Genomic DNA, 15,731 nt, shown 5'->3' with positions numbered 1-15,731 from the left:
GCGGCTCAGGACCCGTCGCCGCGGTGGCGGAGGGCCGCGACGGTGTCCTTGGCCGAGTCGATGGTCCGCTGCGGCGCCCTGATCTTCCGCACCTTGCGGTAGCCCAGGAACCCGAACGCGACCGCCGTGAGGAACATCAGGCCGAAGACGATCAGGAACGACCAGCCCAGCCCCAGCCCGAACAGGTCGTGCAGGCCGAAGCCCAAGGCCATGAACAGGAAGAACATGCTGAACGCCAGCACGGTGAGCGCCAGGACGAAGAAGACGCTGCCCTTGAGGCCCTTCTTCACCTCGCCGGCGATCTCCGACTTGGCCAGCTCGACCTCGGCACGCACCAAGGTGGACAGGTGTGCCGTGGCGTCCCGGACCAACCCGCCGATGGACGTTTCCTCCGCGATCTTCGCCGCGCTCTCCGCGGTCAACGGGATCGACGGAACAGGTGGCAGCCCGCTGCCGTTGGTGTTCTCCCGAGCGCTGGTCACGACGTCATCGTGCCATGCACGCTCCGACCCGGCCGTCCGACCCGCGAGGCCGCGTCGGCTTGTCGTGCCGTCTTCCGCTCCGATCAGCTCTTCCGATCGGAGCGGAAGACGGCACGACGAGCCGACTACCAGGCGGCCGAGCCGCGACGCCGGAGGCGGCGCCGTTCAACACAGCTCTATGCGTCTTCGTCTGAGCGCTGATGCACGCGACTGCGCCTTACCAACAAAACCGCTGCCAACAAGGAAGCGGTCATGGAGGCGATTAGTACTGCGGCTTTCGCCTGTTCAGCCGCTGCACCGTCCAACGCGAGATCGGCGATCAACAGGCTCACCGTGAACCCGACCCCGCCGAGCATCGCGACGGCGATGATGTCCCGCCACCCCGCGCCGTTGGGCCACACGGCCGCCTTGAACCACACCGCCAGCGCGGACGCCCCGACGATCCCGACCAGCTTGCCCACCACCAGCCCGAGCATCACGCTCAGCGCCAGCTTGTCCGAGAACAACGCGCCCAACGCCTCGCCGTTCACCGGCACACCCGCCGCGAACAGCGCGAACACCGGCACCGCCACCCCGGCCGACCACGGCTGCAACCGGTGTTCCAGCCGCAGCGCGGGCGCCTCGTGCTCGTAGTGGTCCTTGCGGACGCGGGTCAGCAGGGCCAGTGCCACACCGGCGATGGTCGCGTGCACACCGGCTTCGTGCACCGCGACCCAAGTCCCGACCGCGAGCGGCACGTACAAGAACGGCGACGTGACCCGCTTGTGCTGCAAGAACGCGTACAAGCCCAACAACGCCACCGCGATCAGCGCCGCCACCACGTTGAAGGAAGCGGTGAACAGCACGGCGATGAGGAAGATCGCGCCCAGGTCGTCCACCACGGCCAGGCTCAGCAGGAACACCCGCAGGCTGCTCGGCAGCCCGGACGCGGTGATCGCCAGGACGCCCAGCGCGAACGCGATGTCCGTCGCCACCGGGATCGCCCACGCCCGCTCGATCCCCGGCTCGCCCCACCCGATCCCGAGGGCGACCACCGCGGGCACGACCATCCCGCCGACCGCCGCCACCACGGGCAGGATCGCGGCCTTGAAGTTGTTCAGCTCGCCGATCACCAGCTCGCGCTTGAGCTCCAGCCCGGCGACGAAGAAGAAGATCGCGAGCAGACCGTCCTTGGCCCAGTCGCCGACGCTCAGGCTCAAGTGGAGCGACTCGGGTCCGATGTGGAAGTCGCGCAACGCCTCGTACGCCCCGCTGAACGGGGAGTTGGCCCACAGCAGCGCGACGGCGGTGGCGGCGAGCAGCACCATGCCGCCGACGGTCTCGGTGCGCAGGTAACGGGCGAACTCGGCGACGACTTGGCGCTTGCGGTTCATGCGGACTCCGGGGCGATCGGCTACAGGTCATCCTCGTGCCGACCAGACTTCCCGGCTCACCAATGCGGAACCTTAACACGAACGTGGGTGCCGCCAACGAAAGAAGGGCTGTGTTGAATAGCGCCGCCTCCGGCGTCGCGGGCGAGGCCGCCTGGTAGTCGGCTCGTCGCGCCGCCTTTCCCGCCGATCGGAAAAGCTGATCGTCGGGAAAGCCGACGCGACAAGCCGACGCGGCCTCGCTGGTCAGTCCTCCGAAGCGCCCGACTTCAGGCCGCTGGAGATGAGGTCCATCACCGACGAGTCGGCCAGCGTCGTCACGTCGCCGATCGCCCGGTTCTCCGCCACGTCGCGCAGCAGGCGGCGCATGATCTTGCCGGACCGCGTCTTGGGCAGCTCCGGCACGACCATGATCTGCCGCGGCTTCGCGATCGGGCCGATCTCCTTGGCCACGTGGTCGCGCAGCGCCTTGATCGCGTCCGCGCCGGACGCCTCGTCGGCCACCCCGCCGCGCAGGATGACGAACGCGACGATGCCCTGGCCGGTGGTCGGGTCGGTCGCGCCGACGACCGCCGCCTCCGCCACGGTCGGGTGGGAGACCAGCGCGGACTCGACCTCGGTGGTGGAGATCCGGTGCCCGGACACGTTCATCACGTCGTCCACGCGGCCCAGCAGCCAGATGTCGCCGTCGTTGTCGTACTTCGCGCCGTCGCCGGCGAAGTAGTAGCCCTGCTCGCCGAACCGCGACCAGTAGGTGTCGCGGTAGCGCTCGTCGTCGCCCCAGATGCCGCGCAGCATCGACGGCCACGGCTCGTCCAGCACCAGGTAGCCGCCACCGCCGTGCGGCACCTCGACACCCTGGTCGTCGACGACCTTCGCGCCGATGCCGGGCAGCGGGCGCTGCGCCGAACCGGGCTTGGTCGAGGTCGCGCCGGGCAGCGGCGAGATCATGATCGCGCCGGTCTCGGTCTGCCACCACGTGTCCACGACGGGCGTCTTGCCCGCGCCGATGGTCTCGCGGTACCAGATCCACGCCTCGGGGTTGATCGGCTCGCCGACGCTGCCCAGCACGCGCAGCGACGACAGGTCGTACTTGGCGGGGATGTCCGCGCCCCACTTCATGAACGTGCGGATCAGCGTGGGCGCGGTGTAGTAGATGGAGACGCCGTACTTCTGCACGATCTCCCAGTGCCGGCCCTCGTGCGGGGTGTTCGGCGTGCCCTCGTAGACGACTTGGGTGACGCGGTTGGACAGCGGGCCGTAGACGATGTAGCTGTGGCCGGTGACCCAGCCGATGTCGGCGGTGCACCAGTAGACGTCGGTGTTCGGCTTGAGGTCGAACACGTTGTGGTGCGTGTAGGACGCCTGCGTCAGGTAGCCGCCGGACGTGTGCAGGATGCCCTTGGGGCGGCCCGTGGTGCCCGACGTGTACAGGATGAACAGCGGGTGCTCGGCGTCGAACGCCTCCGGGGTGTGCTGGTCGGACTGCTTGTCGACCAGGTCGTGCCACCAGACGTCGCGACCTTCGGTCCACTCGACGTCGGTGTTGGTCCGCTTGACCACCAGGACGTGCTCGACGCTCCCGGCGTTGGCGACGGCCTCGTCCACGGCGGGCTTGAGCGCGGCCGGGTTGCCGCGGCGGTACTGGCCGTCGGTGGTGATCACCAGCTTGGCCTGCGAGTCCTCGATGCGGGTGCGCAGCGCCTCGGCGGAGAAGCCGCCGAACACGACGCTGTGCAGCGCGCCCAAGCGGGCGCAGGCGAGCATCGAGAAGATCGCCTCGGGCACCATCGGCATGTAGATGGCGACCCGGTCCTCGGCGCCCACACCCAGCTCGATCAGGGCGTTGGCGGCCTTGGACACCTCACGCTGGAGCTCGGCGTAGGTGATGGCGCGGCTGTCGCCGGGCTCGCCCTCCCAGTGGATGGCGACCTGGTCGCCGTGGCCGGACTCGACGTGGCGGTCCACGCAGTTGTAGGCGACGTTGAGCTTGCCGCCCACGAACCACTTCGCGTAGGGCGCGTTCGACCAGTCCAGCACCTGGGTCCACTTGGTGTCCCAGCTCAGCCGCTCCGCCTGCTTCGCCCAGAACGCCTCGCGGTCGGCCTTCGCCTCCTCGTACAGCTCGGCGGTGGCGTTCGCCTGCGCGGCGAACTCCGGGCTGGGCGGGAACGTCCGGTTCTCCGTCAGCAGGTTGTCCAGGGCTGGTCCCTGGGCTTGCGGCTGGGTCATGGTGGGCGGACCTCCTGAATCCGAGGGGTGCGCACTGAAAGGTAGTGCGATTCAGCTCACTGCGCACCCAAAAGGTTCAGACCAATTTCGACGGGTTCGAAACCTGTTGGCAACTGTGTAACCGGTGGCCGGTCCGCTGACCACGGTTTATCCGCCGAACGACACATGCCTTGCGACCAGCGGCACCACCCGTGACCCGCGTCACGCGCTCAAGCGCGCCTTGGCGGCCGGCCACTCGGCGGCGGTCATCGAGTAGACAACGGTGTCACGCAGGGTCCCGTCCGGTCGGATCTTGTGCACCCGGAGCACGCCTTCGCGGGTGGCGCCGAGCCGTTCGATGGCCCGCTGCGACCGCTCGTTGCGCCCGTCGGTGTGCCAGCCGACGCGGTGGGCGCCGAGCACCTCGAAAGCCCTGGTCAGCAGCAGGAGCTTGGCATTGCGGTTGAGGGCGGTGCGCTGCCAGCGCGCGCCGATCCACGTGTAGCCGATGTAGAGGCCGCGGTTCTTGGGGTCGATCTCGTAGTACGAGGTCGTGCCGGCGACCTCCTCGGTGTGGGTGTCGATCTGCGCCCACGCGCGGCGGTTCGGGTCGTTGATGGCGGCGGCGACCATGTCCCGCGCCTCCTGGAGGCTCTGCGGCTGGCGGACGCTGAGCCAGCGGAAGATCTCCGGGTCCTTGCCGGCTTCCAGCAGGCCTTCGGCGTGGTGGAGGCCGAGCGGTTCGAGGCGGACGTGCTCACCGGTCAGCGTGGGGCGGTCGTACCAGGTCATGCTTCGGACGGTAGGGCCTGTAGTGGCTATGTGACATGGCCAATTCTCGGCAATTTCAGATAGCCACTTACCGGCGAGTAGTGTTTCCCGGCGTGACCGATCCGCTCGCCCCGCTGCTGGACCTGCCCGGTGTGCCCGAGGCCGTCCAGACCGCCCGCGACGCCGTCTTCCAGGTGCACCGCCACCGCGTCAACCTGCGCGGCTGGGCGACCACCGCCGCCGAGGCCTCCGTGCGCGCCGCCCGCGCGTCGGCGGCGCTGGACGGCGGGCCGACCGAGATCCCCACGGACGGGTCGGTGTCCGACCCCGTGCTGGCGGGGGCGCTGCGGGTGGCCGAGTCGCTGGGCACCATCCTGCCGACGTGGCAGCGCGCGCCGTTGCAGGCGCTGGCGAAGCTGCACGTCCTGGCGGGGGCGGACCTGGGCGCCGAACTCGGGCGTCCGCGGGTCGCGCCGGGCATCTCCGAGCGGCTGGACCTGCTGGCCGGGTTGGTCACCGGCGGGACGTCCGTGCCGGGGCCGCTGGTGGTGGCCGTGGTGCACGGCGAGCTGATGGCGTTGTCGCCGTTCCCGACCGCCAACGGCGTGGTCGCGCGGGCGGCCTCGCGGCTGGCGTCGATCGCCACCGGGTTGGACCCGAAGTCGCTGGGTGTGCCCGAGGTCCACTGCCTGCGGCGGCAGAACGACTACGCGGTGGCCCTGCACGGGTTCTCCACCGGCGACCCCGAGGGCGTGGCGCAGTGGATCACGTTCTGGTGCTCGGCGTTGGAAGCCGGCGCCCGCGAGGCACGGAGCATCGCGGACGCCGCCGCTTCGTAGCACTTCCGGCTTCGTTGGAGCAGTTCCTTAGAGCAGTTCCTTGAGGGTCGTCGCCGCGCGGTCGGCGTCCTCGAAGGTGTTGTAGAGCGGGGCGAAGCCGAAGCGGAGCACGTCCGGCGCGCGGAAGTCGCCGATGATGTTCCGCTCGATCAGCGCGTCCATCAGCGCGCCGGCCCTCGGGTGGCGCAGGGACACCTGGTGGCCGCGCCACTCGTCGGCGGGGGTCAGGACCTCGATACCGGGCAGGTCCCGGACGAGGTCCATGAAGTGCGCGGTGAGCGCGAGGCCCTTGGCGCGGACGTCCTTGAGGTCGACCTGGTCCCAGACGTCCAGTGCCGCGTCGAGGGCCAGCATGGACAGGATGTCCGGCGTGCCGACCCGCGCCCGGGACACGCCGGGGTCGGGGGTGTAGTCCGGCTGCATCGCGAACGGCACCTGGTGGCCCGTCCACCCGGTCAGCGGCTGGTGGAACCCGTGCTGCGCCTTGGTCGGCACGTAGATGAACGCGGGCGAGCCGGGACCGCCGTTGAGGAACTTGTAGGTGCAGCCCACGGCGAGGTCCACGCCCAGCGCGTCCAGCTCGATCGGCAGCACGCCGGCGCTGTGGCACAGGTCCCAGACGACCTTCGCGCCCACCGCGTGCGCCTGCTCGGTCAACGCGGCCATGTCGTGGAGGCGGCCGGTCCGGTAGTCGACGTGGTTGAGCAGCACGGCCGCCGTGGTGTCGCGCAGGTCCAGGCGGTCCGGGTCGGCCGGGCGCAGGGCCAGACCGGTCAGCTCCGCCACGGACTGCGCGATGTAGCCGTCGGTGGGGAACGTGCCGGCGTCCACGACGATCTCGGACCGGTCGGTGCTGCGGACCGCCGCCATCAGCGCCTTGAACAGGTTCACGCTGGTCGAGTCGCACACGACGACCTGCCCGGCCGCCGCGCCGACCAGCCGCCCGACCCGGTTGCCGACCCGCTCCGGCGCCTCCCACCAGCCCTCGGACCAGCTGCGGATGAGCCGCGCGCCCCACTGGTGCTTGACGACCTCCTGGACGCGTTCGGCGACGTTCTTGGGCGGTGCGCCGAGCGAGTTGCCGTCGAGGTAGACGACGTCGTCGTCCAGGTCGAACAGGTCGCGCACATGCGCCAAGGGGTCTCGGTTCACACGTAGCTCCTCGCGGTCCACAGTTCCGGGAAGATCGAGCGTTGCGTGCGCTTCTCCAGCCACGCAACCCCCGCGGAGCCGCCGGTGCCGACCTTCGAGCCCATCGAACGGCGGGTGGCCAGCAGGTGGTCGTAGCGCCAGCGGGCGAACTCCTCGGCGATGTCGGTCAACGCCTCGCCGAGTTCGAGGAGGTCCCGCGACCCGGACCGGTAGATCTCGGTCCACACCCGCTCGACGTCGGCGTTGGGCTGGTAGGGCTCGCTGAAGTCGCGGTCGAGCACCTCGGCGGGGATGTCCAGGCCCTGGCGGTGGAGGGCGGCGAGGACGTCGTCGTACAGGCTCGGCTCGGCCAGCAGCGCCTCCAGGGCGTCGTGCTGGGCGGGCACCGCGCGGTGCGGGACGAGCATCGAGCGGGACTTCTCGCCGAGCAGGAACTCCACCTCGCGGTAGCGACCGGACTGGAAACCGGACCCCTCGCCGAGGGCGTCCCGGAAGGCGTTGAACTCGCCGGGCGTCATCCGGGCGATCGGCCGCCACGCCGCGTTGAGCGCCTGCATGTGCAGGTCGCTGCGGTGCAGCGTGCGCACGGCGGCCCGCAGGTCGTCGGCCCGCAGCTCCTTCTGCGCCTGCCGCCACTCGAAGCACAGCAGGCCGAAGTACAGCTCCATCACCTGGGTGATCACCAGGAACGACATCTCCCGCGGGTCCTTGGACCACTGCTGTTGGAGCGAGTGCAGGACCGAGGCGTGCACGTAGTCCTCGTACGGCGTCGTGCCGCCGAAGTCCAGTTTGGGGGCGACCGGGCAGTTCATGCCCTTCATGATGGCTGCCCGAATAGGTGATCTGAATGGGCGTTGACCTGCTCTGATCCACATTCTTCTTGTGGTCGTGAGCAGTTTCGCGGTTTAGGTTTACAGACGTGAGCATCGACTTGGACGGCGTCGACTGGGCCCTGCTGGAGGCTCTCCAGGAGGACGCACGGCTGTCGTACAACGAACTGGCCCGACGCGTGCACGTGTCACCGCCGACCGTGGCGCAGCGAGTGCGTCGACTGGAGAACGCCGGGGTGATCACCGGCTACCGAGCGACCGTGGACCCCACGGCGGTAGGACGGACCGTCGTGGCCCTGGTCCGCATGAAGTGCTACGGGCCACGCTGCATCACCGTGCACCCGGAACTGCTGGACGACTGCCCCGAGGTGGTCGAGGTACTGCGGCTGACGGGGGACATCTGCTCGGTGGTCAAGGTCGTGACCACGTCGATCACCGAGCTGGAACGCCTACTGGTCCGCCTCGCGGGCTACGGCGAGACGTCCTCGGCAATGGTCCTGTCCACCCCGATCCCGTGGCGCCCCATCACCTCCTGACCACGGCACACGCCCAACTTTGTCGGTCCCCCGTGGGACAATGGAGACGGGGGCCGGAGGCCGCGCGCCCAGCGCGCGGTGGGCCGTCTGAGGCGGTCGGCAGGGCCAGTGCCCAGCGCGCGGTGGGTCAGCGCCTAGCGCGCCGTCAGCAGTGTCAGTGCCTGGCGGACGTAGCCCTGGGCGGTCTCCAGCGCTTCGGCGGCCTGCGCGATCGGCACCCCGGACAGCAGGTGCACCAGCGCCACCTTCAGATCGCCACCCGCGTCCGCCAGGGCCGTCGTGCACTCGTTCTCGGCCAGCCCGGTCGCCTCGCGCAAGATGCGCACCGTCCGGCCGCGCAGCTTGGCGTTGGTGGCCCGCATCGACACCATCAGGTTCGAGTACGTGCGCCCCAACCGGACCATCACCGCCGTCGAGAACGAGGTGAGCACCAGCTTCTGCGACGTGCCCGCCTTCATCCGGGTCGACCCGGCGATCGCCTCCGGCCCCGTGTCGACGGTGATCAGGACGTCCACGTCCACGCGCGGCGCGCTCGGGTTGTTGGAGACCAGGACCGTGCGGGCGCCCAGCGTGCGGGCCTCGTTGAGGGCGGCCACCACGAACGGCGTCCGGCCCGAGGCGGTGACACCCAGCACCACGTCGCCCGCCGTCGCGTGCCTGCGGATCTGCGCGGCACCGCCGGCGGCCTCGTCCTCGACGTCCTCCACCGCTTTGACCAGCGCTTCCGGGCCGCCGGCGTGGTGGGCGACGAACCAGTCGGGCGGCGCGTTGAACGTCGGCACGATCTCGGCGGCGTCCAGCGTGGCCAGCCGCCCGGACGTGCCCGCGCCCACGTAGTGCACGCGGTGACCTGCGCGCAGGGCGTTCACCGCGAGGTCGGCGGCCTGCGCCAGCTCCGGCAGCACGGCCTCGACCGCGTCCGGCACCCGGTGGTCCTCGGCGTTGATCAGCCGCAGCACGTCCAGCGTGGACAGCACGTCGATGTCCAGCGTCCGCGGGTTGCGCGCCTCCGTCGGCGAGTCCACCCGGACCGCGACCCCCTGCCGGGGCGGGGTCATTTACCGGTCTCCCGGCGCCGCCTGCCGTCCGGCCGGGCACCGAGGCGGTGTCCCGAGACCGCGTCGTAGGTGGCCTCCAGCGCCGTCTTGGCGGTGTCGACGTGCTTCTGGGCGACCCCGATGAACAGGCAGTCGATGACCGTGAGCTGCGCGATCCGGCTGGCCATCGCACCCGAGCGGAACGTCGTCTCGCGGGCGGCGGTGGTCAGGACGTGGTCGGCGACCTCGGTGATCGGCGAGCGCGGGAAGTTCGTCAGCGCCACCGTGGTCGCACCGTGCTCCTTGGCGACCCGCAGCGCCTCGACCGTCTCGGACGTGGACCCGGTGTGCGAGATGCCCACGGCGACGTCGTTGCCGGTCAGGACCGCAGCCGAGGTGAGCGCGATGTGGGTGTCGTTCCAGGCGAAGCACGTGCGGCCGATCCGGTGCAGCTTCTGCTGGAGGTCGAACGCGACGAACGCGCTGGCCCCGAACCCGTAGACGTCCACCCGCCGCGCCCCGGCGACTGCCTCGACGACCGCCTGGAGTGTTTCGACGTTGAGCTGCTCGGCGGTCTCCTCGACCGCGCGGGCGTCGGCGAAAGCGACCTTGCCGACGACCTGGCGCAGGTCGTCACCAGGGCCGATGTCGCCGCCGAGGTCCCGGTCGGTGCGGGCGGCGGTGCGTGCGGTGTCGGCGGCCAGCGCGATGCGCAGCTCCGGGTAACCGCCGACGCCGATGGCCTTGCAGAACCGGGTCACCGTCGTCTCGCTGGTGCCCGCGGCCTCGGCGACCTCGGTGATGCTGCGGTGGGCGACGGTCGCGGGGTTGTCCAACACGACCTTCGCCACCCGCTGTTCCGCGCGGGCGAGGCCGGGGAGCAGTGACCGGATCCGGACGAGGGGACTGGCGTCGGAGATTTCGGTGGACACGTGGGAAACTTACTAACCGCCCAACGGAAAATCAACGGAGGGTGCGACCAAGACCGCCCGACCGTGGCGGATTGCCACCCGCTGGCCGCCCCCGTTGCGCCAAAAGCCCACACACAGTTGCCCGAACGCCCCTCTGAGCGACGACATACCCGCCACCCACCCACCCGAACCGCCGCCCAACCCCCGAACCGCCCGTCAACCACACCCGCGCGCCAACCAGCACCCCGCCGGCTAACCGCCCACGGGCAACCCTGCACTGCGCGCCGCGCAGCCCGGCCCGCCCCGCCGCCGCGCTCAGCCCGCCGTGCTGCTGGCAGCCCGGCGCTGCCGGCCCGCCGTGTCCCCCCAGCCGCGCAGCACTGCCTGCCGCGCAGCTCCGCACTGCCCGCCACCGGCACCTGTCTGCCGATCGCGGGCTGGTGTCAGCGGTTGGCTGTTCGCCAACCGTCGGCACGCAGGCCGTCCCGCTCGCCGTCCACCAGGACGCCCTGGTCGTCCGCGACCCGGACCGCGTCGACGTACGCGCCGCGCCCGCCGTAGCCCGAGCCCTTCACGTACCGCCACCGGTAGAGCTTGGCGGGTTCCGTCTCGACCTCCACCCGATGCCAGCGGCGGTCGCCGTACCCCGTCAATGTCTTCAGGTCGCTCCACGCCGTGCCGTCGTTACTGGTCTCCAGCACGACCTTGTCCGAAGGATCCAAGTCGACAAAGGCACTGAACGACACGGTGTGCCGGCCGCCGGTCGTGCGCAGGTCCGGTGTGGTCAGCGTCCCGCCGGCGGTGGTGGGTGTCCAGCTCGTCGGACCGCGGCGCGGCGGGATCGCCAGGGCCTGGGCCAGTCCGTTGGCGACCACCCGGCGGGCCGGGTTGATCGACCCCCAGTTCCGGGTCGGGTGGACGCGGTTGGTCAGCAGGACCGCGATCGAGTTCGACAGCGGGTCCAGCACCAGGCTCGTGCCGGTGAACCCGGTGTGGCCAGCGGTCTTCGGGGAGGTCAGCGCGCCCATGTACCACCGCTGGTCCAGCTCGAAGCCCAGGCCGTGCGCGTTGCCCGGGAAGCCCGGGTTGAAGTCGGTGAGCATCAGCTCGACGGTGTCCGGCCGCAGGATGCGCGCGGACCCGTACCGGCCGCCGTTGAGGATCGCCTGGCCCAGGGTCGCCAGCTCCCGCGCGGTGGAGAACATGCCCGCGTGCCCGGCGACGCCGCCCAGCGACCAGGCGTTCTCGTCGTGCACGACACCCCGCACCAGCCCGCGCCCGGTCTGGAACTCGGTGGCGGCGATCCGGTCCAGCTTGGCCGCCGGCGGGTTGTACCCGGTGTCGACCAGGCCGAGCGGGTCGGTGATGCCCTCCTTCACCAGCACGTCGAGCTTCTCGCCGCTCAACCGCTCGGCGAGGACGCCCAGGGTGATCAGGTTCAGGTCGGAGTAGGTGTAGACGGTGCCGGGCTTGTTCTTCGGGGCAACGTCCATGACGGCTTTGATGCGTGTGGGGATGTCCGGGTAGCGCGACCACAGCGGCAGCCACGGCTCCAGCCCCGAGGTGTGGGTGAGCAGCTGGCGGACCGTGATGACGTCCTTGCCGTTGACGCCGAACTCCGGCAGGTAGCGGGCGACTGGCGCGTCCAGCTCGAACGCTCCGCGCTCGTGCAGGCGCATCACCACGATCGACGTGAACAGTTTCGAGATCGAGGCCAGGTCGAAGATCGTGTCGGGTGTCATCGGCACCCGGTCGGCCTCGGGCAGCTCCGTCCCGGCGGCGTCGGCGTACCGGACGGCCCACCCGACCGTCTCGTGCGTGGCCACCACGCCGTCGTGCACCAGCAGCGTCACCGCGCCGGAGAACAGCGGGTGCCCGGTCGCGTCCGGCACGGTGTAGCGCTCGACCTGGTCGAGGGCGGCGCTGATCGGACCCGGATCCAGTCCCACACGCTCCGGTGTACCCGATCGCAGCACGTCGTTCGCCCAGCCGTGCCGCGGCGCGTCGAACCGGCCGCGCAACCCCTGGGCGTCGACGGTCTGGTCGTCGACTGTGTCGGCGTGCGCGGTCGCCAGGGGAGCCGCGGCGATAGCCACGGCCAGCAGGGCGGTCAGTAGGGTGCGCATCGTGGGTCCCCTCACCGGTAGTGGAGGTACGGTCGGCGGAGGCGGGTGAACTCGGCCAGCTCGGCGGACCACGCGCCCACCACCTCGTCGGTGCCCGCGCCCGCGTCGACCATCCGGCGCAGGCGGTCGGAGCCGGTGAGCTTGTCGATCCAGAAGTCCGGCCGCCACGCGAACACCTGCGGGTACCGGGCTTTCGCGGTCACGATCATGGCCACCGCCGCCCGGATCGCGTCGAACTCGCCCGGCGAGGTCACGTGCAGCGCCACCCCGCCGCACGCCTTCCCGACGAACTTGTTGAACGTGGGCGTGAAGTGCGATTCCCGGAACCTCACCCCCGGCAGGCCCAGCGCGTTGAGGTCCTCGGCCCACCGCCAGTCGATGCCGGGCGCGCCCACCGTCTCGAACGGCCGGGTGGTGCCGCGCCCCTCGGACAGCACCGTCCCCTCGAACAGGCACGTCCCGGGGTAGACCAGCGCGGTGTCGCGGGTCGGCATGTTCGGGCTCGGCGGCACCCACGGCAGCCCTGTGTCCAGCGAGTCCCGCTTCCACCCCTTCACCCACACGGTCCGCAACGACACCCGCCCGCCGTCCGACGGCAGGAACTCCCCGTTGAAGAAGGCCGCCAGCTCACCGACCGTCATGCCGTGCTGCTGCACGATCGGCTTCTTGCCCACTCCGGTCGCGTACGCCAGGTCGAGTTGAGGCCCGCGTGCCCACCCGCCGACCGGGTTTGGCCGGTCCAGCACCAGGAACTCGGCGCCGGTCGACGCCGCGGCCTGCATCGCCGTGTACATCGTCCAGATGTAGGTGTAGAACCGCGCGCCCACGTCGGCGATGTCGAACACCACCGTGTCGACACCGGCCTTGGCGAACATCCCGGCGAGCTTGGTGGCCCCGGCGCCGTACGCGTCGTACACCGGCACACCCGTGCGCGGGTCCAGGAAGTCGCCCTCGGACCCGCCCGCCTGCGCGGTGCCCCGGAACCCGTGCTCCGGACCGAACGCCGCGGCCGGGGTGTGGCCCGCGGCGGCCATCGAGTCCACGACGTGCGTCTGGTCCCGGAGCACGCCGGTCGGGTTGGTGACCACGCCGACCTTGCGGCCAGCGAGGACCCGCCACCCGTCCTCGGCCGCCAGTTCGGCGCCGGTGGCGAGCTTCCGGTCCGCGACCGCCGGGGTCGCGGTGGTCAGCACGGGGACCGCCAGCGCGCCCCCGATCAGCAGCTGCCTGCGTCGCACAGCCCTCACCAGCCCAGACCGTGGCCGAACGGGTACGTCGTCGGACCCGGCACGGCCACCGGCAGCTTGCCGGACGGCCGCACGTCGCCGGTGATCACGCGCGCCAACGCCGACATGGACACCGCGCTGTAGGAGTAGGTGGCCAGCCAGTTCGGCGCGGCGGTGTGGGCCACGTCGTACGGGTTCTGCACGGCCACCGCCACCACGGTCTTGCCGGTGGCCAGCAACCTGGTCACCAGCGCCTGCTGCGCGGGCTGCCGGGACAGGGCGTTGGTGAGCACCACGACGAGGTCGGCGCTGCCCGCGGCCTGCACGGCAGCGGCGATCTGTGTCTCTGTCGGAGCGCTGGCGGTGGGCAGTGCTGTGCCGCCGAGGATCCCGGCGAGAGTGCGTGTGGTGGTCTCGCCCCACCCTGTGACCAGCGCGGACGTCGGCTTGGCGGCCAGCGGCAGGTCCCGGTTGCGCACGGCGGTGACCGTGCGGTCGGTGATCGCCTGCGCGGTGGCCAGGTGCTCGGGTGTGCCGATGGCCGAGTCCACCTTGTCCTCGTCGACGAGCGGGCCGGTGAGGATGCCGCGCAGGAACTTCATGCGCAGGATCCGCAGCACGCTCTGGTCGATGCGCTGCTCGGTCAGCTCACCGCTGCGGACGGCGGCGAGCACGCTCTCCACGGCGACGCCCAGGTTCATCGGCATCAGCAGCTGGTCGACGCCCGCCTTCAGCGCCAGCACCGGGATCTCCGCGTCGGAGTGCAGCTGCCGCACGCCCGCCATCTGGAGCGAGTCGGTGATGATCACGCCGTCGTAGCCGAGTTCGCGGCGCAGCAGGTCGAGGGCCGGCTTGGACAGGGTGGCCGGCTCACCGGACGGGTCGATCTTCGGCACCTTGATGTGCGCGGTCATGATCGAGTCGACGCCCGCGTCGACGGCGGCCTTGAACGGCGGCGCGTCCAGCTGCCGCCACTGCTCGACCGTCCGGTCGACCTTCGGCAGGGTGGTGTGGCTGTCCTCGTCGGTGTCGCCGTGGCCGGGGAAGTGCTTGGCGGTGGCGGCGACGCCGTGGCGGGACAGGAACCGCTGCTGGTAGCCGCGGACCTGGGCGGCGGCGAGTTCGGCGGCCAGCGCCGGGTCGCCGGAGTAGGAGCGGACGCCGATCACCGGGTTGGCCGGGTTGGAGTTGACGTCCGCGTCCGGCGCGAAGTTCTGGTTGACGCCCATCGCCCGAAGTTCACGCGCGGTGATGGCGGCGGCCCGTTCGGCGTCGGCGGCGCTGCGGCCCGCGCCGAGGGCCATGTTGCCGGGGAACTGGGTGGCGGGCGTGCCGATGCGGGTGACGATGCCCATCTCCTGGTCCGTGGCGATGGCCAGCGGGATGCGGCTCGCGCGCTGGAGGCCGTTGGAGAGGCGGGCGATCTGGCGCGGGGTGTCGATGTTGTCGCGGCTGGAGTTGTTGAAGTAGATGACGCCGCCGGGCTGGTACTTCGCGACCACCTCGGCGGGCGTGTCGACGCCGAAGTCCTTCTGGTTGTTCGGGTGGGCCTCGTCGGGCGCCTGGCCGTTGAGGTGGGTGACGAACAGCTGGCCCACCTTCTGCTCCAGGGTCAGCCCGCGCAGGAGCGCGCCGACGGACTGCGCCTGGGCCGGATCGGCGGTCGCCGGCGGCACGACGAGGGTCGCCGCCGCCAGGGCGGCGAGCGCGAGCGGTCGGAGCACGGTGGCCTCCCCACTTCTGGCAATCTTCCACCAACAGGTGGACGCATGCGGAAAGTTACTCACGTCACAGGGACGGGTCAACGGGTTGCGCTGCGTGGCCATCATGCGGAGGGGCACCGACAAAAACCGGCCCCCGGCGAGTCACTCGATCGGGGGTTCTTGGCGTAGAAACAGGCCGTGGCCCCTCCCGGAGGAGAGGCCACGGCCGGCGGCGCGGGCTTTCGAGTTACCAAGCGTGCAACTCGTGTCGTACAACCCTGGCCTCGGCGTCCGGCGTCCCGATACGCAGGCCCTAGACGACAAGCCTCCCGCGGCGTGCTGCGCGTGGGTGCTCGAAGTCCGCGCACGGAGCCCTGTCGGGGAGAACGGTGCTTCTCTTCTGCTCCGTCCCTGGCCGACCCGAGGTCCGCACTTCCTTTGTAATCCGTGTTCGCCGCCACATCAAGGGCTCGATGGGGTGCACCGGTCAAGCCACCGAAAGTAGCGGATCTTCTTGTCTGACAGCGTTTTCGAACC

The 15,731-nt window shown here is 70.7% G+C and carries 13 protein-coding genes; 2 read left to right on the top strand and 11 right to left on the bottom strand.

Going from position 1 to position 15,731, the window contains the following annotated elements:
- Window positions 1–5: 5 nt before the first annotated feature.
- From WBN91_RS04670 to WBN91_RS04655, 4 genes are all read right to left on the bottom strand, one after another.
- Window positions 6–482 carry a phage holin family protein gene (locus tag WBN91_RS04670; RefSeq protein ID WP_337722679.1) on the bottom strand — a complete coding sequence of 159 codons (477 nt, stop codon included), beginning with the start codon at window positions 480–482 and terminating at the stop codon, window positions 6–8.
- Between the two features lie 176 nt (window positions 483–658).
- Window positions 659–1,855 (bottom strand): Na+/H+ antiporter NhaA, encoded by a 1,197-nt coding sequence (gene nhaA / locus WBN91_RS04665; RefSeq protein WP_337722678.1) that lies wholly within the window; start codon window positions 1,853–1,855, stop codon window positions 659–661.
- A gap of 243 nt (window positions 1,856–2,098) precedes the next feature.
- Complete coding sequence (gene acs / locus WBN91_RS04660) at window positions 2,099–4,084, bottom strand: acetate--CoA ligase (protein WP_337722677.1); 1,986 nt, start codon at window positions 4,082–4,084, stop codon at window positions 2,099–2,101.
- Between the two features lie 201 nt (window positions 4,085–4,285).
- Window positions 4,286–4,855 carry a GNAT family N-acetyltransferase gene (locus WBN91_RS04655; protein WP_337722676.1) on the bottom strand — a complete coding sequence of 190 codons (570 nt, stop codon included), beginning with the start codon at window positions 4,853–4,855 and terminating at the stop codon, window positions 4,286–4,288.
- Window positions 4,856–4,947: 92 nt separating this feature from the next.
- Here WBN91_RS04655 and WBN91_RS04650 point away from each other — a divergent pair, with 92 nt between their 5' ends.
- Window positions 4,948–5,673 (top strand): oxidoreductase, encoded by a 726-nt coding sequence (locus WBN91_RS04650; protein ID WP_337722675.1) that lies wholly within the window; start codon window positions 4,948–4,950, stop codon window positions 5,671–5,673.
- Between the two features lie 27 nt (window positions 5,674–5,700).
- Here the strand turns inward: WBN91_RS04650 and kynU are convergent, their stop codons facing one another.
- Together kynU and WBN91_RS04640 are read right to left on the bottom strand one after the other, a co-directional pair.
- Complete coding sequence (gene kynU / locus WBN91_RS04645; RefSeq protein ID WP_337722674.1) at window positions 5,701–6,825, bottom strand: kynureninase; 1,125 nt, start codon at window positions 6,823–6,825, stop codon at window positions 5,701–5,703.
- On the bottom strand, window positions 6,822–7,637 hold the full coding sequence (locus WBN91_RS04640; protein ID WP_337722673.1) for a tryptophan 2,3-dioxygenase: 816 nt from the start codon (window positions 7,635–7,637) through the stop codon (window positions 6,822–6,824). The genes kynU and WBN91_RS04640 overlap by 4 nt, the downstream gene beginning before the upstream one ends.
- Before the next feature lie 107 nt (window positions 7,638–7,744).
- Between WBN91_RS04640 and WBN91_RS04635 the strand changes: the two genes are divergently transcribed.
- Complete coding sequence (locus tag WBN91_RS04635) at window positions 7,745–8,191, top strand: Lrp/AsnC family transcriptional regulator (RefSeq protein WP_337722672.1); 447 nt, start codon at window positions 7,745–7,747, stop codon at window positions 8,189–8,191.
- A gap of 134 nt (window positions 8,192–8,325) precedes the next feature.
- On the opposite strand, the gene WBN91_RS04630 is transcribed toward WBN91_RS04635, so the two are convergent.
- From WBN91_RS04630 to WBN91_RS04610, 5 genes are all read right to left on the bottom strand, one after another.
- A complete protein-coding gene (locus tag WBN91_RS04630) occupies window positions 8,326–9,249 on the bottom strand; it encodes an N-acetylmuramic acid 6-phosphate etherase (protein ID WP_337722671.1) in 924 nt (307 codons plus the stop codon).
- Window positions 9,246–10,160: a MurR/RpiR family transcriptional regulator gene (locus tag WBN91_RS04625; RefSeq protein WP_337722670.1), complete on the bottom strand. Its 915-nt coding sequence runs from the start codon at window positions 10,158–10,160 to the stop codon at window positions 9,246–9,248. Before WBN91_RS04625 ends, WBN91_RS04630 begins: the two co-directional genes overlap by 4 nt.
- 422 nt (window positions 10,161–10,582) lie before the next feature.
- Window positions 10,583–12,265 (bottom strand): serine hydrolase domain-containing protein, encoded by a 1,683-nt coding sequence (locus WBN91_RS04620; RefSeq protein WP_337722669.1) that lies wholly within the window; start codon window positions 12,263–12,265, stop codon window positions 10,583–10,585.
- Between the two features lie 11 nt (window positions 12,266–12,276).
- Window positions 12,277–13,512 (bottom strand): exo-beta-N-acetylmuramidase NamZ family protein, encoded by a 1,236-nt coding sequence (locus WBN91_RS04615; RefSeq protein ID WP_443217661.1) that lies wholly within the window; start codon window positions 13,510–13,512, stop codon window positions 12,277–12,279.
- The gene (locus WBN91_RS04610) at window positions 13,509–15,215 is read right to left on the bottom strand and encodes a glycoside hydrolase family 3 protein (RefSeq protein WP_337722668.1); all 1,707 of its coding nucleotides are present in this window, start codon (window positions 15,213–15,215) and stop codon (window positions 13,509–13,511) included. The genes WBN91_RS04615 and WBN91_RS04610 overlap by 4 nt, the downstream gene beginning before the upstream one ends.
- Between the last annotated feature and the right edge of the window lie 516 nt (window positions 15,216–15,731).

It is taken from the genome of Saccharothrix sp. CCNWYY140 (genome assembly GCF_037401995.1).
In the GTDB taxonomy this organism is placed as follows: Bacteria; Actinomycetota; Actinomycetes; order Mycobacteriales; family Pseudonocardiaceae; genus Actinosynnema.
Note: the sequence above shows the minus strand (reverse complement) of the source record. Positions and strands in the feature narration are given on the sequence as shown.